Origin of the sequence: Actinomycetospora sp. NBRC 106378, assembly GCF_030269685.1 — a bacterium.
In the GTDB taxonomy this organism is placed as follows: Bacteria; Actinomycetota; Actinomycetes; order Mycobacteriales; family Pseudonocardiaceae; genus Actinomycetospora.
Genome location: NZ_BSTT01000002.1, coordinates 144970 through 164726, shown reverse-complemented (window position 1 = coordinate 164726; position 19757 = coordinate 144970). Strand labels below are relative to the sequence as shown.

Sequence of the window (19757 nt, the reverse complement as noted above, 5' to 3'; positions counted from 1 at the left end):
ACGAAACGGGCGGCCGCGTGACGAGCACCGTGGATCGGGGGACCACCATGAGTCTGCTCCTGGGGAACCTGCGCGACCTGATCGGCGACCTCTGGGACGGCACCGAGCTGCCCGACCCGGAGCGGATGGATCCCGTCGAGGACGACGCCGACACCGAGCGCTGAGTCCGGCCTCCGACTAGGACGCCGCGCCGCGCGAGTACGTCCCGCTGGTCCGGGTCCGGAGGGCGGACGCGACCCGCTCGGCCGGGAGCGGTCGCGAGAACAGGTAGCCCTGCGCGACGCGGCAGCCCAGCTCGACGAGCGTGGCCGCGGCCTCCTCGCTCTCCACGCCCTCCGCGATGAGGTCCAGGCCGAAGGACTCCGCGAGCTTGATGATGGAGCGGACGATCGCGTGGTCGTCGGTGCTGTGGCCGAGGTCCAGCACGAACCCGCGGTCGATCTTGAGCGTGTTCACCGGGAACGCCTTGAGCTGGGCGAGCGAGCTGTACCCGGTGCCGAAGTCGTCGATGGCGATGCAGACGCCGAGCGACCGCAGGCCGTGCAGCGTCTTCCGGGCCGCCGCGTCGTCGCTGACCACGGCGTGCTCGGTGACCTCGAGGATCAGGTCCCGGCCCGACAGCCCGTAGCGCTCGAGGGTGTTCGCCACCGTGGCGACGAAGTCGATGGCGATCAGCTGGACCGGTGAGATGTTCACCGAGATGGCGAACCCGTCCATCGTCCCGGCGGGCAGCTCCGCGCGCCACGTCGCGAACTGCTTGCACGCCTCGCCGAGCACCCAGTCGCCCAGCTCCCCCGCGAGGTTGGTGGCCTCGGCGACGCCCACGAACAGCTCCGGGGCGACGGGGCCGAGCGTCGGGTGGTTCCACCGCACGAGGGTCTCGACGCCGACGGGGATGCGGGTGCGGAGGTCGACGATCGGCTGGTACGCCACCGTCAGGGAGCCGTCGCGGATCGCGGTCAGCAGGTTCATCTCCACCGCGACGCGCACCTGCTCGCGCTTCTCCATCTCCGCGGTGAACACCACGACGTTGTTGCCGCCGCGCTTCTTGGCCACGAGCACCGCGTGGTCGGCCGACCGCAGCCACTGCGCGAGCGAGACCGACGCCGGCTCCATCACCGCGATGCCCACGCTGACGGTGCGCCCGAGGGACTGCCCGCCGAGCTGGATGGGTTCGGCGATCGCCCGCTGGATGCGTTCGGCGAGGGCCACGGCGCGCGCCTCCGAGCACGTCCCGGCGACGGAGACCACGAGTTCATCTCCACCCAATCGGGCGACGACGTCGGCGGGGTCGACGGCCGCGCGGAGGCGCTCGGCGATCTCCACGATGAACCGGTCCCCGGCCTCGTGGCCGAGGAAGTCGTTCATCGCCTTGAGCCGGTCGACGTCGATGAACAGCAGCGCCCGGGTGCCCGGTTCGGCGTCCTCCAGCACGCCGGTGAGGTGCTCCATGAGCGCGCGCCGGTTCGGCAGACCGGTGAGCTCGTCGTGGTGGGCGATGTGGCGCAGCCGCTCCTCGGCGGCCATCCGGCCCTGCATCTGCGCGAACAGCAGCGCGATGGTCTTCAGCGCCCGGAGCTCGTCGTCGTCCCAGCCGCGGTCGCCGTACTTGATGAAGCCGAGGCCGCCCGTCGTCCGGCCGTCCTGGCGTAGGGGCACCATCGCCAAGGACGTGGACTGCACGCCGGCGGCCTGTTGCACCCGCTTCTGGTAGTCGTCGCTGCCCACCGGCCGCACGATCATGATGTCGCTGAGGTGCTCGTTGGCGGCGAACACCGGGTCGGCGGTGGCGAACTCGACGACCCCGAGTGGATCGGGGTCGGGGATGTTCTCCCGGGGCGGCCACTCGGCCATCAGAGTGGTCGTCCGACGGGCGGTGTGGAAGCGCAGGAAGCTGAGATCGACCTGGAAATACTGCACGAGCGAGCGCAGCACCTGCTCCGCGGCAGGCCGCAGACCAGCCGAGTCCACCCCCATGAGCGAGGTGGCCACCGAGGTCACGAGCTCATCGAGGTTTCCCGGTTGATCGCACTCGGGATCGCTCACGCACAGAGCGTAACGGATGCTGGGCCATTCAGGCAGTGCGGTGCCACTCAGTGATCGGTCGTCGCAGACTGCGCACGGGTGCTGCCCCGGTGTGGCTGAGCCGCAGCACGAGGGCGATCGACTCCCCGTCCACCAGTCCGACCACGTCACGAAAGCCCCCCTGCAGGACCGCCAGCTCGTCCGCGTACCGCGGGGAGAGCTCTGCACGCCCCGCGTCGTCGATGCCGTAGAGGAACACCGGCGACACCGGGTGGACCGCGAGCCCCAGCGACTCCGCGGTGACCCACACCGACTCGACCGCCTGCCCCCCGCGGACGAAGTCTGCCGCTCCTCGCCCCTCGACCGCCACCACCGCGAGCCCGGAACTCGAGGCGACCCGTTCCCGGGTGTCGTCGCCGAGCGCGGCGCCGGCGTCCCAGTCCGCGAGCAGCGCCATCACCTCGGGCCGTCCGGCGGTGGTCAGCTTGGCGAGGTCCGCCTCGTCCAGCGCGAGGGACGCGACGTCGATCCCCTCCGCGCGGGGCCCGCCCGACATCACGAGCTCCGCGAACATCTCCCGGTGGAGCGTCTCGGTCAGGTAGCGGACCCGGTCGGCGCGGGCGAGCAGCTCTCCGAGGTGGTCGAGCAACGGTCCTCGCTCGACGAGGTGACATCGGCCGCCCTCGGCGAGAGCGGACTCGGTCAGGGCGTACCGCTGGTAGGTGGTGAGCGGCCGTGCGTCCCCGCGCCCCCGGTTGGTGCCGCGGGCGAGCACGTCGAGACGCTGCAGCCGTTCGTCGGTCCCGGTCCCGAGCCGCAGTCGAGCGACGAGGTCGTCCGGGCCCGCCGCTTCGGAGATCGCGATCTCCGCCGTACCGAGACGTGCCCGCTGCGCGGCAACCACCCGGGCGTTGAACAGGGCCGCGCCGAGAGCCACGAGGCTGCCGCGGAACTCGACGTCCATCGTCGTCGTCCGGGTCCGGTCGAGGAAGAGGCGCACCTCGTCCGCGGTCGTCTCGGTCCGCCAGGGCTGGACGTTGCCGCCTGACGGGGCGCGACCGATCGCCTCGAGGATCGCCGCTCGGTCGTCGTCGGCCGGCGCCTCCGACGAGGTCCGTGGAGCGGGCACCGACGGCCCGGTCGGCTCCTCGGGGAGGGACAGCTCGGCGAGGTGGTCGTCGAGGTCGATGCGGCACCGGCCGGACGGGAGCGGCTGTCCCAGGCCGAACCGGCGCACCGCCGCGGCCACGGTGGCCGCACCGAGCACGACGTCGCTCGCGAGTTGCGGCCAGGTCGACAGGGAGGTGTCCACCTCGACCATCGACGCGGCGAAGCGCGCGGACAGATCGGCGGCGCCGATGATGCGAGCCACGTGCGGCGCCTTGTCCCGGGTGGTGAGACCGCGCAACGAGGCCGAGTCGAGGTCACCGGCCAGGCCGTGGAACAACGGTCGGTCGGGCTCGAGGTCGAACCGCTCGACGTCCACCAGCCCGCGGTCGCTGGTCGCCATCAGGACGGGGATACCGCGGGCGCGGGCCTGCTCACGGAGGAGGACCTTGACGTCGAGGGAGTCCGCCTCCTCGATGAGGACGTCGACCCCGTCGAGGAAGGCGTCGACGTCCGCGGGCTGGACCCCGTCCTCGTGGGCCTCGACCTCGAGGTACGGGTCGAGTTCGGCGAGCCGACGGGCCGCCACCACCGCCTTGTTGAGTCCGATGTCGAGGACCGTCGCCGGGATCCGGTTGAGGTTGGACACCTCGATCACGTCGAAGTCGGCCAGCCGGATGCGGCCGCAGAGCCCTTCCTGCACCAGCGTGTGCGCGATGGAGTGGCCGACGGAGAGTCCTGCGACCGCGACGGTGAGTCCGTCGAACCGGCGCTGCTCGTCCCCCGTGATCTTGTTGCGGTTGCGGTCGAGCCGGAGCCGGCGGAACGACTCCGGGCCGAGCAGGCCGACGAGGGTGCGACGCCAGGGGTAGTAGACCCAGCGCGTCGACCGGTCCTGCGGCAGGTCGCGGCGCAGGTCCCCCAGGTCGGCCAGCTGGGATTCGCGGCGGTCCTGGACCACCACCGTGGGGTCCGCCAGGAACTCGCCCGCCTCGTCGTCGCCGAGGACCACTGCTCTGATGTCGCTCACGGCCGGACCTCCGTCGCGTCGTCGGCCGCGGTCCGGGGCGCGGGGACCAGGCCCCGATCGCCGTCCCAGACCACGAGCCGGGTGGCGTAGCGCTCGTCGGGATAGGGCACGGAGGGCACGTCCAGGATCTCGCACCCGCTCGCGAGCCACAGCGGAAGGCTGTGCTCCGCGGCGGCCGCCACACACCAGCGGACGCCGAGCATGGCCGCTCCGTCGAGGGGCATCCGTCGCACCGCCGCGACCACCGCCGCGCGCTCGGGGACGCCCCGGCGAACCCACGCACCCTCGAGGTCGACGACGCCGTCGAGGGCGTAGGGAGTCAGGGCCGCCCACGCCGCCGGTTCGTCGCGCCAGAGGGCGAGCGTGTCGATCTGGGCGGCCTCGCGGTGCGGGCCGAGGAACCGCGCACCGCCGACGGCGTGCCCTGCCGCGGTGAAGACGGTGATGAACAGCGCCGTCCGCGACTCGTCGAGATTCTGGGCCGCGCCGACGCCGTAGTACTCGTACGCCTCCCGGAGCCCCTCCCGGTAGCAACGCCAGGCCCAGGGGTCCTCACCCGGTGTGGCGACGACGACGTGCAGGTCCGGCCTCGACGACGGAACCGCCGACTCGACCCGCTCGTCGCACACGATCCCCGCAGACATCCGACCTCCCGAACGTGGTACGCAAAAGATCGTCCGACTTCGGATCTCGCCCCTGCACCGCCGTTCGTGGTGTCTTTGCGTGAGGTCGCCCGCCGGTCCACTCGATCAGGTGACCTTGGTTTGGCCCCGTTCACCACGGACCGCAACATCGGCTACGAACCGTGGCAGGAGAGCGTCACGGGGGCGTCCGGTGACGGGAACGCCACACCGTCGGCGACGTCACGGAGGCCCGGCGCCACGTCACACCCGCCCTCCGTGGCGTACCCCCGGGTCCGTGCGGACCATCGGTGGCTCGCAGACCCGGAGGTACCCATGGACCCACAGGAACGCTACGACCGCTTCCGCTCGGCGCTCGGCTTCCGCGCCGACCTCACCGACGCCGCGGCCGGCACCCCGGGGCTCGCCCTCGCCGCCCTCGACGGCGAGCCGATCGAGCCGCCGGTCCAGCTGCACGTCGACGCCGCGAGCCTCACCGAGCACCTCGGCGCCCCGGCCGACGACGACCACGAGGCCGCCCGCCTGCAGTCCCTCCTCGCGCAGATCGAGGAGGCGCTGCTCGTCCGGGAACACGGGCAGGACCACCTCGTCCTCGACGCGGGGGGCCTGCGGACGGCGACCTCCGCGCCCTGACCCGTCAGACCGTCGCCCGCGCGACGTCGACCGGTTCGGCCACTCCGGCGGGTGCCGCCCGCGACGGGTCGACGAGGACCTTCGCGTCGCACGGGTCGGTCGCGAGGCGCGTCAGGGCCCCGGGCACCTCGTCGAGCGAGACGTGGTCCGAGATCATCGGGGCGACGTCGAGCCTCCCGGCGCACAGCTCGTCGAAGACGTCGAAGAACCGGTCCGGCGAGCACATCGGCGCGAACCGCACGTCGATCTCCTCCGCCCCGAGCGAGTCGGTGTCCAGGCACGGGCCCGCGAGGACGGTCCGCGGGGTGTCCGACCCGTCGGCCACCGCCCGCTGACTGCCCGGCGCGCCACCGCACGCGAAGGCGACGGGCGGTCGCAGTGGGAGCGGCCCGAGCGTCCGGGCCGGGTCGACGACGACGTCGGCCCCCATCCGCCCGGCGAGCTCGCGTCGCGCGGGCGAGAGGTCGACGGCGACGATCCGACGCCGGCCACGGCTCCTCAGGACGGCAAGGACCGCGAGGCCGACGGGTCCGCAGCCGATGACGGCCACGACGTCGTCCGGGCCGAGTCCCGCCCCGTCCACGGTCCGCGACGCGGCGACCAGCGGCGCGGTGAGCGCCGCGACGGCGGTGTCGACGTGGTCGGGCACCGGCATGAGCAGCGGCTCGGAGAGCAGCATGCGGTCCGAGCAGCCGCCGGGGACCTCGGGTCCGCTGAACCCGACGCACGCCCGGGTCGCCCGCATGAGCGCGGCCATCGACACCACGCGCGTGCCCGCCGGCAGCGTCTGCTGGGTGTTCGCGCCGTACTCCGAGATCGCCCCGACGAACTCGTGCCCGAGGCTGACCGGACGCGCGATATCCAGCAGCTCGACGCCGAGCGCGTGGCGGGTGGCCGCGTTGACGGCGGCGCCGTGCCGGGCGCAGTGCAGGTCCGACCCGCACACCCCGCACGCGAGGACGTCGACGACGACCTCCCCCGGACCGGGCTCCGGGTCGGCGACCTCCACGACCCCGACCCGGCCGTCCTGCACGAGGACGCTGCGCATCAGCGCCCCGCGGGGGTGGACCCGCAGCGGGCCCACGTCGTCAGCTCGACGGGGCCGACGCTCCTCGGCATCTCGTCTCTCCTCCCCGAGGACGTCGTGGCCTTCCGAGCGAACCAGGTCCGACGCGCGCAGGCTTGACCCTGGGCGACAGGTCTTTGACTCTTCACGACAATGGACGCGTTGATCCGCTCGACCTCCCTGCAGGGCTTCGACGCCCTCGTCGCCGAGCTCGGCGCCGACCCGGCCCCGCTGATGCTCGAGGCCGGTCTGCGCCCGGATCTGGCCGCCGACCGGGAGGCCTACCTCCCCTACCGGTCGCTCGCGCACCTCGTCGAGAACGCGGCGCGGGAACTCCGCTGCCCCGACTTCGGGCTGCGCCTGGCCCGCTACCAGGGCATCGAGATCCTCGGCGCGGTCGCGATGATCGCGCGGCACGCTCCGACCGCCGCCGACGCGATGGTCGGGCTGACCCGGTACACGCAGTTCTACTCGACCGCCTTCGAGGTCGACCTGCAGCCGCTCGACGACGGCCGGGCCCGCTACACGTTCACGATCGTCGCGCCGCGGGTGCCCGAGCGGGTCCAGGTCCTCGAACTCTCCCTCGGGGTGTCCCTCGACCTCTTCCGCATCCTGCTCGGCGAGGACTTCCGCCCGCGCCGCGCGCTGCTCCCCCACCCGGCCGTCGCGGCGCCCGGCGTCTACCACGCGTTCTTCGACTGCCCCGTCTCGTTCGACGCCGAGGTCTGCGGGTTCGACATCGACCAGGCGCAGCTCGGCCGTCCCCGGCACGGCGACGACCCGGAGGTCCGCCGGCTCGCCGAGCGCTACCTGGAGACGACAGCCGTCCCCCTCGGCGCCGACCTGCACACCCACGTCCGCAGGCTGGTCGAGCGGCTCCTGCCGACCGGGCAGGCGACGATCGGCACCGTCGCCCGGCACCTCGGCCTGCACCCCCGCACGCTGCAGCGGCGGCTGCGCGACGAGGCCACCACCTTCGAGGTCGTGCTCGACGAGGTGCGACGTGACCTCGCCGAGCAGTACGTCCGCTACTCCGAGCGCCCGCTCCCCCGGATCGCGACGATGTTGGGCTACACCGAGCAGAGCACGCTCTCCCGGGCCTGCCGCCGGTGGTTCGGGGTGCCCCCGCAGCGCCTGCGCCGCCCGGGGCGCTAGGACGATCCGCTACCGGTCGTCCAGCCCCGCCGCGAGCTGGTCGAACATCTCCGCGAGGTCGGCGCGCAGGACGTCCCGGTCCCGGGTCCCGCCGTCGGTCCAGCGCAGCAGGACCACCCGGACGCCGGCCATGACGACGGCCGCCGCGAGCGCGGCACGCAGCCCCACCGACCCGTCGTCGGGAACGTCGTCTCCGAGCCGCTCCGCGATCACGACGGCGAGCGCGCGTTCGCGGTCGGCGTAGGCCGCGAGCTGGTGGGGCAGCAGCGAGGGCGTGCGGCGCATCATCCGCAGCGCGTCGAGCTGGTCGTCCCCGGCGAGGTCCTCGACGTGCTCGAGCATCGCCGTGCGCAGCGCCGTCATCACGCTCTCGTCGGCGGGGCGCGCGCGGACCAGCTCGACGAGGACGTCACCGCGGGCGCTGTCCCCGGCGACGACGGCCTCCTCCTTGCTGGAGAAGTAGTTGAAGAAGGTCCGCAGCGAGACGTCGGCGGCGTCGGCGATCTGCTCGATCGTCACGTGCTCGACGCCGTGCTCGAGCGAGAGCGCGACGGCGGCCTCGCTCAGCGCTGCCCGCGTGGCCAGCTTCTTCCGCTCCCGACGACCGAGCTCCACGGTGGTCATCGTGTCACCGCCGGCGTGACCTCCGTGCTCGCGTCGAGCGCGTGCCGTCCGGTCGTCCCGGTGCCGAGGCGCAGGTCGCGGCGCTGGTTCCCGACGGTGCCGCCGAGCATCTCGACGTGCGGGGTGCCGCGGTGCTGCGCGATGAGCAGGTGCGGCACGACCTCGGCGTCGACCGGGAGCCGGTAGCGGCCCTCGTCGTCGGCGGTGGCGCGGGCGAGCTGACGGCCGGTCCGGTCGATCAGGGTGAGCACCGCGCCGGCGGCCGGGCGGTCGCCGTCGCGGACGGTCCCGGTCACGAGGGAGGTCGGTTCGGCGGCGGTCGGCTCGGCGGAGGTCGGCCCGGCGGAGGTCGGCCCGGCGGTCGCGGTGGCCTCGATGTCGATCGTCTCCCGCAGCGGGACCTCGCGGAGGAACAGGATCGCGATCAGGGCGACCAGGGCGAGCGGCGCCGCGACCAGGAACATCAGCGCGACCGAGTCGCCGTAGGCGTTCTCGACGACGGACCGGATCGGCTCGGGCAGCGTCGCGACGTTCGGGATCTGGCCGCTCGACGACGAGGTCGCCGAGGCCGGGATGCCGACCGCGGTGAGGCCGGAGGTGATCGCCGCGGAGACCTGGCTGGAGAGCAGCGCGCCCAGCGCGGCGACCCCGGCGGCACCGCCGAGCGACCGGAAGAACGCGACCGTCGAGCTGGCCGCGCCCATGTCGCGCAGGGCGACCTGGTTCTGGACGGCGAGCACGAGGTTCTGCTGGGTGGCCCCGACCCCGACGCCGACCAGCACCATCGCGACGGCGAGCTCCCAGTACGGCGTGTCCGCGCCCATGACCAGGCCCTGCATCAGCAGCCCGACGACCAGCGAGATACCGCCGCCGACGAGGTAGGCCTTCCACTTCCCGGTGCGCGAGATGAGCTGTCCGACGATCGTCGAGGCGAGGAACAGGCCGGCGATCATCGGCAGCGTCAGCAGCCCGGCCTCGGTGGCCGAGGCGCCGCGGGCGAGCTGGAAGAACTGCGACAGGAACACCGACGAGCCGAACATCGCGACGCCGACGAACAGCGCGGCGACGGTGGCGAGGGCGACGGTGCGGTTGCGGAAGAGCTGGAGCGGGACGACCGGCTCCTGCGCGCGGTTCTCGACGGCGACGGCGAGCACCAGCGCCACGATCCCGGCGGCGAGCCACGCCAGCGAGGCCCAGGAGATCCAGGCGAAGTTCTTGCCGCCCAGCGAGGTCCAGATCAGCAGTGCCGAGACGCCGCCCGCGACGAGGAGCGCGCCGAGGTAGTCGATGTGCACCTCACGCTTCTCGGTGGGCACCGAGAGGGTCCGCTGCAGGACGACGAGGGCGATCACGGCGATCGGCACGGTGACGTAGAAGCACCAGCGCCAGCCGATGGTGTCGACGATGACGCCGCCGATCAGCGGGCCGCCGACGGTGGCCACCGCCATGATCGCGCCGAGGTAGCCGGAGTACCGGCCGCGCTCGCGGGGCGGGATGATCGCGGCGATCACGACCTGCGCGAGGGCGGTCAGACCGCCCATCCCGAGGCCCTGCAGCACGCGGAAGCCGATCAGCATCGGCGTCGACGTCGACAGGCCCGCGAGCATCGAGCCGACGATGAACACGCCGATGGCGAGCTGGACCAGCAGCTTCTTGGAGAAGAGGTCCGCGAGCTTGCCCCAGATCGGGGTGGAGGCGGTCATGGCCAGCAGTGATGCGGTGACCACCCACGTGTACTGGGCCTGGGTGCCGCCCAGCTCGCCGAGGATCCGCGGCAGGGCGTTGGACACGATCGTCGAGCTCAGGATCGCGACGAAGAGGGCCATCAGCAGGCCCGAGAGCGGGACGAGCACGGCGCGCCGGCTGGTGCGCGGCGCTGCGGCGGTGGTCATGGGGTGCGGCCTTTGCGAGAGAAGTCGCCACGGCCTGCCCGCGGCGCCGTCCTTCACACTACGCATGTGTGCACGGCGTGCAAGTTTGCGTGCTGTGCTGTCCTGCACACCGTGCAGCGGTTTCAGTCGGCGGGCCGCGCCCGGAGTTCGATCGCGATCTGCGAGGCGTCGAGGTTGGCCAGGGCCTCCTCGAGGGCGTCCGCGTCGAAGGTCCCGTCGTCGCGCGCGTCGAGCAGGGCGGCGCGCTGCGCCTCGAGGACCGCGACCCGCCACCGGACCTGCGCCTGCACGGTGTCGGCGCGGGGTTCGCCCTCGGCCGGCACGGGTTCGGGGATGCCCTCGGCCGCCGTACGCACGAGGGCGAGCAGCCGGGTGCGGTCGGCCTCGCGCTGCTCGGCGGCGTCCTCCGCGGCGTCCGGGTCGGGCGGGGGCGCGAGGAGGCCCAGCAGCGGGCCGATCGTCCCGCCCTGGACCAGCAACGACAGCGTGGCGACCGTGAAGGCGACGAGCACGAGCACCGAGCGCTGCGGGGTGCCCTCGGGCAGGGTCTGCGCCGCGGCGACGGTCACCGCGCCCCGCATCCCGGCCCACACCACGGTCGTGCCCTCCCGCCAGCCCAGCGGCTGGCGCAGGAAGTAGTCGATGTCGGCGACGACCTGGGTCACGCGGGTGGCGAACCGGTCGAGCTGGCGCCGTGACGGGCTCCGTCGGCGCCGATTGACCTCGGCGAAGGCCTCCTGCCGGCCCTCGGGGGTGTCGATCCGGCCCCGCATCTCCTGCATGCGGTCGCGCAGCTGCCCGCTGCGCCGGGACCGGAGCGCGAGGACCTTCAGCAGCGGGGCGACGTAGGCCGCGCGCACGAGCACCGTCAGGACGAGCGCCACCACGGCGACGAGGACCGCCGTCCCGACACCCGCGTGGTCCCGCTCGACGGACTCGACGATCGACCGCACCTGCAGACCCATCGTCAGGAAGACCGCGCCCTCGAGGACCAGCTCGACGGTGCGCCAGTTCTGGGTGTCCGACAGACGGTTCTGCACCGACAGGTCGCGGGGGGCGCGGATGCCGGTGACGAGGCCCGCGAGCACGGCGGCGACCAGGCCCGAGGCCTCGAGGAGCTCGGCAGGGACCGACGCGAGGAAGGGGACGGCGAACGAGATGACCGTGGTGACGGTCGGGTCGGCCACCCGGCGACGGACCGCGAGGGCGAGGCGCCCGACGAGGACGCCGATCACCACCGCGACGGCGACGGAGTACGCGAACGTCCCCAGCGCGCCCCAGAAGGAGAAGGCCGCGGCCGTCGCGACGATCGCCGTCCGCAGGATGACCAGCGCCGTGGCGTCGTTGAGCAGGCTCTCGCCCTCGAGCATCGCGACGACCCGCCGGGAGGTCGGCGTCCGGCGGATGATCGAGGTGGCGACCGCGTCGGTGGGGCTGACGATCGCGCCGAGCGCGGCGCCCCACGCGAATCCGAGGCCGGGGATCACCAGGGAGAAGAAGAGGCCCAGGACCAGCGAGCTGGCGACGACGAGCACCACCGACAGTCCGCTGATGGCCCCGAACTCCCGGCGGAAGTTCATCGCCGGCATCGACACCGCGGACGAGTAGAGCAGTGGCGGCAGGACGCCCTCGAGGATCCACTCCGGCTCGATCTCCACGCCCGCGAACAGCGGCAGGAAGCTCGCGCCCACCCCGACCACCACGAGCACGAGCGGGGCGGCCACCCCCAGCCGCGGACCGACGACGGCCGCCGCGGCGATCACGACGAACCCGGTCACCAGCACGACGAGCAGTTCCGTCACGCGGGCAGCCTCGCAGGCGCCGGACGCGCCGGAGGGCTCAGCCCCGGGGCGGGAACGTCGCCGGCTGCAGGTCCAGGGGGTTGATGTAGTCGCGGTACCGCACGACGAGGTCGCCGTCGAAGGTCACCACGGCGACGTAGGAGACCGCCGCCGGGCTGCCGTCGGCGAAGTGGCCCGTCGACGACCACTCGGCCGTGAGGGTGTCCGCTCCCTCGTGGATCCGCAGGTCGTGCATCCCGCCGTCGAGCGTGAGGATGTCCGGCACCTGGCGCATCCAGGTCTCGATGGCTGCCCGCCCCTCGACCTTCCTCGGCATCCCCTCCGGGGCGAAGGGGAACTCGTGCACGGCGTCGTCGGCGTACATCGCCATGAAGGTGTCGACGTCGGCGCGGTGGAAGGCGTCGAGGCTCTCGGTCAGAAGCCGGGCGCGGGTGCTCGTCGCCGTGGTCACGGCATCCTCCTCACAATCCGAAACGAGACGGCCTCGTTCCGTTCGAGATCGACGGTAAGGCACCTCTCAGTGGAACGCAACCGTATCGTTCCGGTATGGTGGAGCCATGGCGGAGACCCGGACGGTGACCGGCGGAGCGGCGCTGCGACCGAGCGTCACCGACGCGATCGTCGGGGCGGCGTTCGCGGAGCTGGCGGACGCGGGCTACGCCCGGCTGTCGATGGACGCGGTGGCGCGGCGGGCCGGGGTCGGCAAGGCGGCCCTCTATCGGCGCTGGCCGTCCAAGGAGGCGATGCTCGTCGACCTCGTCCGACAGTCGGTCGCGGACACGCTGCCCCCGGTCCCGTCCACGGGCGCCCTCGCGAGCGACCTGCGCGAGCTGCTCGGCACGCTGCGCGACCAGGTCGCCGCCCCGATGGTCGCCGCGATCGGCCCGACGCTCTTCGCCGAGCTCGCGCACACGCCGGCGCTGGCGGAGGTGCTGCGGACGGACGTGGCCGTCCCCCGCAGGGTGGCCGGGGAGACGGTGGTGCGGGCCGCGGTCGCGCGCGGCGAGCTCCCCGACGCCGTCGACGTCGACCTCGCCGTGGATCTGCTGATCGCGCCGCTCCTGTTCCGCGTCCTCGTCGTGCGGGAGCGGTACGACGACGCCGATCTGGACACCCTCGCCGTGGCGGTCGAGGCGGCGGTGCGCGCGACGGCCCGGGCCTGAATGCGAGCGACGGTGTCGGACCCCGTCGATACGCTCGGGACGATCCGGACATCAGGGAGTGGCATGGACGTGGCGATCGAGGTCGCCGGGCTGGTCAAGCGCTACGGCGATCTCACCGCACTCGACGGTGTCGATCTGCAGGTTCCGCGTGGAACCGTGCTCGGGCTGCTCGGACCCAACGGCGCGGGGAAGACGACCATCGTCCGCATCCTCACCACGCTGCTGCAGCCCGACGCGGGGCGGGCGACGATCGACGGGGTCGACGTGCTCGTCCGGCCGCGCGAGGTCCGGCGGCGGCTCGGGCTGTCGGGGCAGTACGCGGCGGTCGACGAGTACCTCACGGGGTTCGAGAACCTCGACATGATCGGGCGGCTCTACCACCTCGGGCGGCGCCGCAGCCGGGAGCGGGCGCGGGAGCTGCTCGCCCAGTTCAGCCTCTCCGACGCCGGGGACCGTCCGGCCCGGACCTACTCCGGCGGCATGCGCCGGCGTCTCGACCTCGCGGGGGCGCTGGTGGCCGCTCCCCCGGTGCTGTTCCTCGACGAGCCGACCACCGGGCTCGACCCGCGCAGTCGCACCGAGATGTGGGGCGTGATCCAGCAGCTCGTCGCGGGCGGCACCACGCTCCTGCTCACCACCCAGTACCTGGAGGAGGCCGACGTGCTGGCCGACGACATCGTCGTCATCGACCACGGCCGGGCCATCGCCCGCGGGACGGCCGACCAGCTCAAGGCCCAGATCGGGGGCGAGCGCCTCGAACTGACCGTCTCCGACGCCGGGCGGCTCGACGAGGCACGGCGGCTCGTCACCCCGCTCGGGGTCGCGCCGGCGGTCACCGACGAGCACCGGCGGTCCCTGACGATGCCCGTGGCCGGCGGGGTGAAGGCGTTGCGGCAGGCGCTGGACCTGCTCGAGGCCGAGGGTCTCGACGTCGACGACGCCGGGGTCCGCCGCCCCACGCTCGACGACGTCTTCCTCACCCTGACCGGCTCGACCACCTCCGGGGAGGACGGCGCGTGAGCACGCTCGACGTGGTGAACGACGCGGCCGTCGTCGCCAAGCGCAACCTCATCAAGATCAAGCGGGTGCCCGACCTGCTGGTCTTCACCACGCTCTCGCCGATCATGTTCGTGCTGCTGTTCGCCTACGTCTTCGGCGGCGCGATCGATCCGACCGGGGGTGGGGCGGCCTACCGCGAGTTCCTCATCGCGGGGATCTTCGCCCAGACCGTCGTCTTCGGGGCCACCAACACCGGAGCGGGCCTGGCGGACGACGTCAAGAAAGGCATCATCGACCGGTTCCGGTCCCTGCCGATGGCGCCGTCGGCGGTGCTGACGGGGCGGACGCTCTCCGACGTCGTGAACAACGTGCTGGTGCTGATCGTCATGTCGATCACGGGTCTGCTCGTGGGCTGGCGGATCCACACCGGACCGCTCGAAGCACTGTGGGGCTTCGTCCTGCTGCTGATCTTCGCCTACGCCGTCTCGTGGATCATGGCCTGGCTGGGCCTGCTCATCCCGAGCCCCGAGGTCATCAACAACGCCTCGTTCATCGTGATCTTCCCGCTGACGTTCGTCGCGAACACCTTCGTCCCGCTCGACACGCTGCCCGGGCCGCTGCGGGTGTTCGCGGAGTGGAACCCGGTCTCGGCGGTGACGCAGGCGGCGCGGGAGCTGTTCGGCAACCCCGACCCGAACCCGACCGCGACGGTCTCGCAGGCGTGGTCGCTGCAGCACCCGCAGCTGTACACCCTGATCTGGGCGGTGGCGGTCGTCGCGGTGTTCGCCCCGCTCGCGAGCGCGCAGTACCGCCGGGCCGCGAGCCGCTAGTTCCTGACCGCTAGTTCTTCACGGCTAGTTCTTCACGGCGCTGACGATCGCGGCGACCAGCAGACCGACGAGCAGCAGCAGGAGGGCCACCGGGCTCAGGACGCCGAGCAGGACGAGCCCGACGATGATCGCGATCTTCGGGCCGGTGCCGAGCGCGCCCCACGCGCCCTTCATCGCGCCGACCACCGGGTTCTTCCCCGCCATCAGCGCATTGCCCGCCCCGAAGATCGCCCCGAGCTTCAGGCCACCGCCCGAGGCCATCTTCTCGACCTGGTCGGAGAGGTCGTCCACCTTGTCGGCCGCGATCCCGGCGAGGCGGTCGATCACCGCCACCGCCAATCGCTCGCCACAGGTCTTGAGGCGTTCGCCGGCATTGAGGTCCGCGACGGCGGTGGCGACGGTCATGGGTTGGACGCTATCCGTCGGGCGAGGATGTGGAACTCCGCCGAGAGCAGGCCGCCCGAGGTGGCGACCGGCGCAACGGCGTTGGTTGTCGGGGGGTCGTGCCAGGGTGTCGGCGTGGGTGAGCGGCCGGACGTTCCCGGGGAGTTCGTCGAGCGGATCGACCGCGTCCTGGCCGCCTGGCCGGACGTGCGACAGGAGCCCGCGTGGGTCGGCACCCGGTGGAAGGTGCGCGCCGCGACGGTCGCGCACGTCTTCGGCGGCGAGGACGGCCTGTTCCGCGTCACCTTCCGCGGGGAGCCCGACGAGGTCGCGGCGTTCCACCACATGGGTCCGCCCTACTTCACGGTCTCGTGGGGCTCCAACGTCATCGGCCTGCTGATCGACGACCACAGCGACTGGGACGAGCTCGCCGAGCTGTTGCAGGATTCCTACCGCATCCAGTCCTGAAACAGGACCATCGTGTTAGTTTTCCGCCATGGAGACGCTGCTCGACGGCCTGGCCATGGTGGAGGGCGCGCGCTGGCACGACGGTCGGCTGTGGTTCGCCCACTGGGGCGTCGGTGAGGTGATCGCGGTCGGGCTCGACGGGACGGCCGAGGTGGTCGCCTCCGGGCCGGCGCAGATGGGGTGGGCGTTCGACTGGCTCCCCGACGGGCAGCTCGTCACCACCGGCGACGCGGTCCGTGTGGGCGCGACGGTCCTGCGCGACGCCGGCGCCAACGAGGTGGTGGTCGACCCGCGCGGGCACGTCCTCGTCGACGGGATCGACGGCGGCTTCTCCTTCACCGAGCCCGGCTGGATCGACCTCGTCTCCCCCGACGGCACGTCCCGTCGCGTCGCCGATGACATCCGCTTCCCCAACGGGATGGTCGTGACGCCCGACGGCTCGACGTTGGTGATCGCCGAGTCCGTCGGCGGGTGTCTGACGGCCTTCGACCTGCACGACGACGGGTCGCTCGGCGGCCGACGGGTGTGGGCGGAGGGACTCGGCCCGGACGGCATCGCCATCGACGCGGAAGGTGGGATCTGGTCCCAGACCGCCGACACCTTCGCCCACAGCGGCGACCCGTCGGCGCCCGCCGGGGCCGTGGTCCGGGTACTCGACGGCGGGACGGTCACGCACCGCATCGAGACCCCGATGCCCTGCTTCGCCTGCGCCGTGGGCGGCGGGAAACTGTTCCTGCTCTGCAACGAGTGGGAGGGCATCGAGAAGGCCGCGGAGGTCGTCGCCCGGCGGTCGTCGCGCGTCTTCGTCGTGGACCTGGACGACGTGCCGCGGGTGTGACGACGGGCCTCAGGACCGGATGGTCTGCGCCGGATCCGCGAACACGGCGTCGTCGACCCGCCGGCCGAGGCGCTGGATCAGACCACTCCCCCACAGCACCGCGCCGAGCAGCACCATCAGTCCTCCGGCGAGCGCGCCCGCCACCGTGACGAGACCGAGCGGCGGCACGGAGATCGGGTCCGGGGTGCTGGGCGGCGACGCCACGGTCACCGCCACCAGAGAGGGGTTCGAACCGAACGTCTCGGCCGAGGTGATCGCGGCGGCGACGGCGCCCGTGACCGCCGCGTCGTCGGCGGTCGCCTCGGCCGGGGTCGCGGCACGGACCGCGAGCGAGAGCACCGTCGTGCCGTCGACCGGGGTCGCGCGGACGACCTGCTGCAGCGCCGGGACCGTCGTACCGAGCTGCGCGGCGACCGGGGCGAGCACCGTGTCGTCCGTGGCCAGCTGCGCGTAGGTGGCCATGCGCGCCGAGACGTACTGGTCCTCGGTCGACGCGGCGTCCGCCGACGACTGACCGAGCGCACCGTCGGAGACCAGCAGCTGCGAGGTCGAGCTCACCGGCGTGTGGTCGAGATGCAGGTCGGCGAGCAGACCCACCGCGGCGCCCACCACGATCCCGACCACCACGACCCACCGCGCCCCGCGCACACTGCGCCGGATCCGCCCTTCGTTGCCCATGCGCACGAGTCTCCGCGCCGTTCGTGTTCGTTCCGTGAGTCGAGGGGCGTCACGAGCTGTGGATCCGCTGAAGAAGGTCACAGGTCCGGGGCCCGCACCAGGCTCCTCTCAGCCGCGCACACGACGGTGACGGCCATGTCCCGTCACGCCGGCGTGTCGCTCCTCGAGGGCTGGCTCCCGCTCACCGCCCAGCTCGTCGCGGCCGTGCTGCTGCTGGTCCTCGCCGCCTGGTTGCTCCGCCGCGCGCGACCGGCGCGCGTGGCCGTCGTGGTGGTGCTCGCCCTCGTCGCGGCGGCTGCCGCCGTGGGGTGGGCGTGGTGGTCGCTGCGGGACCAGGACCTCGCGACCGACCCGCCGCCGCCCGGGCTGTGGGTGTGGACCGGCGTCGGCGCGGCCGCCCTCGTGCTGCTGGTCGTCAGCGGGGTCCGGCACGGATGGTCCCGGCGCGCCCTCGCGGTGGTCACCGCCGTCCTCGCCGTGCTCTGCGTGGGGCTGCAGGCCAACGAGTGGGTCGGCTACTTCCCGACCGTCGCGGAGGCGTGGAGCCAGCTCAGCGCCGGCCCGCTGCCCGACCAGGTCGATCCCACGGCACTCTCCGGGATGCGCGGCACCAGCCGCACCGCCGGCGTCGTCGTGCCCATCACCAGTCCCGACGACATCAGCCACTTCACGCACCGGACCGAGTACGTCTACCTGCCGCCGGCGTGGTTCGCCCCGGGCACGCCGGCGCTGCCGGCGCTGATGATGATCGGCGGCGAGTTCACCAGCCCGACCGACTGGATCCGCACCGGCAAGGCGGTCGACGCCGCCGACACCTACGCCCGCGCCCACGGCGGCCTGGCGCCCATTCTCGTCTTCGCGGACTCGACCGGCTCGTTCCGCAACGACACCGAGTGCGTGAACGGACCGCGCGGCGACGCGGCGACCCACCTCGTCGACGAACTACGGCCCTACGTGGTCACCCACTTCGGCGCGGGCGCCGCGCCCGGCCGGTGGGGTGTGGTCGGGTGGTCGACGGGCGGGACGTGCGCGGTCGACCTCGGCGTCACCGCGCCGCAGGCCTTCGGCACCTTCGAGGACATCCAGGGCGACCTCGCGCCGAACGCGGGCGACCCGGCCCAGACGCTGGCCGAGCTCTACGGCGGGAACGCCGCCGCCGAGGCCGCCTTCGACCCGGCCACGGTGCTCGCGCACCACGCGCCGTACCCGGACTCGGCCGGCTGGTTCGCCGACAACCCGGCGACCACGACACCCCGCCGGGCCGGGACCACACCCTCGACCACCACCGCCGATCCACGCGCCGGCCTGGGCGGCCGCAAGGACCCGGCGCCCGCGAGCATGCAGGGCCAGCAGGCGAGCGAGGCGCGGACCCTGTGCGCCGAGGCGTCCGCCCGGGGCATCAGCTGCACCGTGCACGTCAGCCCGGGGAAGCACACCTGGCAGTTCGCGCACGCGGCCTTCGTGACGGCGCTGCCGTGGCTGGCCGGGCGGCTGGGTCTGCCCGCCACGGCCGGAGCGGCCGTGTGACGGCCGTCGGTCCCACTGCCGTCGTACCCCGGTCGTCCTACGGTGCGCGCATGAGCCGAACGGACGGACCCGGCGAGCCCCCCGCCCCGGGGCTCGGGCGTCGCCCGCTGCTGCAGGGCTGCCTCGCCGGCGGGGCGGCACTCGTGGGCCTCGGGGTCGTCTCCGCGTGCGGTGGTCCCCAGACCACGCCCTCGGTGCCGGCGCCCGGACCGCTGGCCACGCTGGACCAGGTGCCCGTCGGCGGCACCGTGGTCGTGAACAGCCCGAACGGCGCGCCGGTCGCCCTGGTCCGGCCGAACGCCGCCACGGTGATCGCACACAGCGCGATCTGCACCCACCAGGGCTGCAGCGTCTCCCCCGCCGGGGCGACGCTGGCCTGCCCCTGTCACGGGTCGGTGTTCGACGCCGCGACAGGGGCCGTGGAGCAGGGACCGGCGGACCGGCCCCTGCCGGCGATCGCGGTGCAGATCCAGGGGCAGTCCGTCGTCGTGACGTAGGCGGTCAGTTCTTCTTGGTCAGCGTCACCAGCTTCGTCGAGCCACTGCCCGAGTTCTTGCCCGACGACGAGCTCGTGCCCGACGACGAACTCTTGCTGCCCGACGACGCGTCCTTGCTCGAGGACCCCGTGCTCGAGGACCCCTTGTTGGAGGACCCCGTGCTCGACGACCCGGTGCTGTTCGAGGCCTTCTGCGCCGCGGAGGACGACGACGAGGTCTTCTTCGGCGGGGCGGTCGGAAGGTCGAGCGTCAGGTCGATCTTGTTCGGCGCGTAGGTGAACGAGTAGTACTTCCCGCTCACACAGAACGTGTGGCCGTTCCGGTTCGCTGCGTAGGCGGGACCGCCACCGCAGGTGACCGAAGCCGGCTTCCCGTTCTGGGCGCTTGAAGCGGTGGCC

At 73.0% G+C, this 19757-nt stretch carries 20 protein-coding genes; 9 read left to right on the top strand and 11 right to left on the bottom strand.

Going from position 1 to position 19757, the window contains the following annotated elements; all coding sequences use genetic code 11:
• Nucleotides 1–177: 177 nt before the first annotated feature.
• The 3 genes from QSK00_RS05095 to QSK00_RS05085 are packed head-to-tail and all read right to left on the bottom strand — an operon-like array spanning nucleotide 178 to nucleotide 4806.
• Nucleotides 178–2046 carry a putative bifunctional diguanylate cyclase/phosphodiesterase gene (locus QSK00_RS05095; RefSeq protein WP_285588244.1) on the bottom strand — a complete coding sequence of 623 codons (1869 nt, stop codon included), beginning with the start codon at nucleotides 2044–2046 and terminating at the stop codon, nucleotides 178–180.
• A gap of 28 nt (nucleotides 2047–2074) precedes the next feature.
• The gene (locus tag QSK00_RS05090) at nucleotides 2075–4162 is read right to left on the bottom strand and encodes an Rv1355c family protein (RefSeq protein WP_285588242.1); all 2088 of its coding nucleotides are present in this window, start codon (nucleotides 4160–4162) and stop codon (nucleotides 2075–2077) included.
• Nucleotides 4159–4806: a hypothetical protein gene (locus QSK00_RS05085; protein ID WP_285588240.1), complete on the bottom strand. Its 648-nt coding sequence runs from the start codon at nucleotides 4804–4806 to the stop codon at nucleotides 4159–4161. Before QSK00_RS05085 ends, QSK00_RS05090 begins: the two co-directional genes overlap by 4 nt.
• A gap of 312 nt (nucleotides 4807–5118) precedes the next feature.
• On the opposite strand from QSK00_RS05085, the gene QSK00_RS05080 reads away from it, so the two are divergent.
• On the top strand, nucleotides 5119–5436 hold the full coding sequence (locus tag QSK00_RS05080) for a hypothetical protein (RefSeq protein ID WP_285588237.1): 318 nt from the start codon (nucleotides 5119–5121) through the stop codon (nucleotides 5434–5436).
• A 4-nt stretch (nucleotides 5437–5440) separates the two neighbouring features.
• Here the strand turns inward: QSK00_RS05080 and QSK00_RS05075 are convergent, their stop codons facing one another.
• Complete coding sequence (locus QSK00_RS05075) at nucleotides 5441–6520, bottom strand: alcohol dehydrogenase catalytic domain-containing protein (RefSeq protein WP_285588235.1); 1080 nt, start codon at nucleotides 6518–6520, stop codon at nucleotides 5441–5443.
• Between the two features lie 144 nt (nucleotides 6521–6664).
• Here QSK00_RS05075 and QSK00_RS05070 point away from each other — a divergent pair, with 144 nt between their 5' ends.
• A complete protein-coding gene (locus tag QSK00_RS05070; RefSeq protein WP_285588233.1) occupies nucleotides 6665–7657 on the top strand; it encodes an AraC family transcriptional regulator in 993 nt (330 codons plus the stop codon).
• A gap of 9 nt (nucleotides 7658–7666) precedes the next feature.
• Here the strand turns inward: QSK00_RS05070 and QSK00_RS05065 are convergent, their stop codons facing one another.
• From QSK00_RS05065 to QSK00_RS05050, 4 genes are all read right to left on the bottom strand, one after another.
• A complete protein-coding gene (locus tag QSK00_RS05065; protein WP_285588229.1) occupies nucleotides 7667–8281 on the bottom strand; it encodes a TetR/AcrR family transcriptional regulator in 615 nt (204 codons plus the stop codon).
• Entirely contained in the window at nucleotides 8278–10173 is a 1896-nt protein-coding gene (locus tag QSK00_RS05060) for a DHA2 family efflux MFS transporter permease subunit (RefSeq protein WP_285588227.1), read from the bottom strand. Before QSK00_RS05060 ends, QSK00_RS05065 begins: the two co-directional genes overlap by 4 nt.
• A gap of 122 nt (nucleotides 10174–10295) precedes the next feature.
• Complete coding sequence (locus QSK00_RS05055) at nucleotides 10296–11975, bottom strand: cation:proton antiporter (protein WP_285588225.1); 1680 nt, start codon at nucleotides 11973–11975, stop codon at nucleotides 10296–10298.
• Nucleotides 11976–12012: 37 nt separating this feature from the next.
• A complete protein-coding gene (locus tag QSK00_RS05050) occupies nucleotides 12013–12426 on the bottom strand; it encodes a nuclear transport factor 2 family protein (protein WP_285588223.1) in 414 nt (137 codons plus the stop codon).
• Between the two features lie 106 nt (nucleotides 12427–12532).
• Between QSK00_RS05050 and QSK00_RS05045 the strand changes: the two genes are divergently transcribed.
• From QSK00_RS05045 to QSK00_RS05035, 3 genes are all read left to right on the top strand, one after another.
• On the top strand, nucleotides 12533–13138 hold the full coding sequence (locus QSK00_RS05045; RefSeq protein ID WP_285588221.1) for a TetR/AcrR family transcriptional regulator: 606 nt from the start codon (nucleotides 12533–12535) through the stop codon (nucleotides 13136–13138).
• Between the two features lie 63 nt (nucleotides 13139–13201).
• Nucleotides 13202–14158 carry an ATP-binding cassette domain-containing protein gene (locus QSK00_RS05040; RefSeq protein ID WP_285588219.1) on the top strand — a complete coding sequence of 319 codons (957 nt, stop codon included), beginning with the start codon at nucleotides 13202–13204 and terminating at the stop codon, nucleotides 14156–14158.
• Complete coding sequence (locus QSK00_RS05035; protein ID WP_285588218.1) at nucleotides 14155–14967, top strand: ABC transporter permease; 813 nt, start codon at nucleotides 14155–14157, stop codon at nucleotides 14965–14967. The genes QSK00_RS05040 and QSK00_RS05035 overlap by 4 nt, the downstream gene beginning before the upstream one ends.
• Nucleotides 14968–14991: 24 nt before the next feature.
• On the opposite strand, the gene QSK00_RS05030 is transcribed toward QSK00_RS05035, so the two are convergent.
• Complete coding sequence (locus tag QSK00_RS05030; protein WP_285588216.1) at nucleotides 14992–15372, bottom strand: hypothetical protein; 381 nt, start codon at nucleotides 15370–15372, stop codon at nucleotides 14992–14994.
• Nucleotides 15373–15486: 114 nt separating this feature from the next.
• Here QSK00_RS05030 and QSK00_RS05025 point away from each other — a divergent pair, with 114 nt between their 5' ends.
• Complete coding sequence (locus QSK00_RS05025) at nucleotides 15487–15819, top strand: MmcQ/YjbR family DNA-binding protein (protein WP_285588214.1); 333 nt, start codon at nucleotides 15487–15489, stop codon at nucleotides 15817–15819.
• 28 nt (nucleotides 15820–15847) lie between these two features.
• Nucleotides 15848–16657 carry an SMP-30/gluconolactonase/LRE family protein gene (locus QSK00_RS05020; RefSeq protein ID WP_285588212.1) on the top strand — a complete coding sequence of 270 codons (810 nt, stop codon included), beginning with the start codon at nucleotides 15848–15850 and terminating at the stop codon, nucleotides 16655–16657.
• A gap of 9 nt (nucleotides 16658–16666) precedes the next feature.
• On the opposite strand, the gene QSK00_RS05015 is transcribed toward QSK00_RS05020, so the two are convergent.
• On the bottom strand, nucleotides 16667–17335 hold the full coding sequence (locus tag QSK00_RS05015) for a YveK family protein (protein ID WP_285588211.1): 669 nt from the start codon (nucleotides 17333–17335) through the stop codon (nucleotides 16667–16669).
• Nucleotides 17336–17470: 135 nt separating this feature from the next.
• Here QSK00_RS05015 and QSK00_RS05010 point away from each other — a divergent pair, with 135 nt between their 5' ends.
• Together QSK00_RS05010 and QSK00_RS05005 are read left to right on the top strand one after the other, a co-directional pair.
• Nucleotides 17471–18862, top strand: coding sequence for an alpha/beta hydrolase (locus QSK00_RS05010; RefSeq protein ID WP_285588209.1), 1392 nt, complete (start codon nucleotides 17471–17473; stop codon nucleotides 18860–18862).
• A gap of 50 nt (nucleotides 18863–18912) precedes the next feature.
• A complete protein-coding gene (locus QSK00_RS05005) occupies nucleotides 18913–19359 on the top strand; it encodes a Rieske 2Fe-2S domain-containing protein (RefSeq protein ID WP_285588207.1) in 447 nt (148 codons plus the stop codon).
• A gap of 4 nt (nucleotides 19360–19363) precedes the next feature.
• Here the strand turns inward: QSK00_RS05005 and QSK00_RS05000 are convergent, their stop codons facing one another.
• Nucleotides 19364–19660, bottom strand: coding sequence for a hypothetical protein (locus QSK00_RS05000; RefSeq protein WP_285588205.1), 297 nt, complete (start codon nucleotides 19658–19660; stop codon nucleotides 19364–19366).
• Between the last annotated feature and the right edge of the window lie 97 nt (nucleotides 19661–19757).

Excerpts from the sequence above, each read along its gene's own strand:
- QSK00_RS05085 (WP_285588240.1), bottom strand. The coding sequence starts at position 4,806 with ATGTCTGCGGGGATCGTGTGCGACGAGCGGGTCGAGTCGGCGGTTCCG.
- QSK00_RS05080 (WP_285588237.1), top strand. The coding sequence starts at position 5,119 with ATGGACCCACAGGAACGCTACGACCGCTTCCGCTCGGCGCTCGGCTTC.
- QSK00_RS05065 (WP_285588229.1), bottom strand. The coding sequence starts at position 8,281 with ATGACCACCGTGGAGCTCGGTCGTCGGGAGCGGAAGAAGCTGGCCACG.
- QSK00_RS05060 (WP_285588227.1), bottom strand. The coding sequence starts at position 10,173 with ATGACCACCGCCGCAGCGCCGCGCACCAGCCGGCGCGCCGTGCTCGTC.
- QSK00_RS05045 (WP_285588221.1), top strand. The coding sequence starts at position 12,533 with ATGGCGGAGACCCGGACGGTGACCGGCGGAGCGGCGCTGCGACCGAGC.
- QSK00_RS05040 (WP_285588219.1), top strand. The coding sequence starts at position 13,202 with ATGGACGTGGCGATCGAGGTCGCCGGGCTGGTCAAGCGCTACGGCGAT.
- QSK00_RS05030 (WP_285588216.1), bottom strand. The coding sequence starts at position 15,372 with ATGACCGTCGCCACCGCCGTCGCGGACCTCAATGCCGGCGAACGCCTC.
- QSK00_RS05020 (WP_285588212.1), top strand. The coding sequence starts at position 15,848 with ATGGAGACGCTGCTCGACGGCCTGGCCATGGTGGAGGGCGCGCGCTGG.
- QSK00_RS05015 (WP_285588211.1), bottom strand. The coding sequence starts at position 17,335 with ATGGGCAACGAAGGGCGGATCCGGCGCAGTGTGCGCGGGGCGCGGTGG.
- QSK00_RS05010 (WP_285588209.1), top strand. The coding sequence starts at position 17,471 with ATGTCCCGTCACGCCGGCGTGTCGCTCCTCGAGGGCTGGCTCCCGCTC.
- QSK00_RS05005 (WP_285588207.1), top strand. The coding sequence starts at position 18,913 with ATGAGCCGAACGGACGGACCCGGCGAGCCCCCCGCCCCGGGGCTCGGG.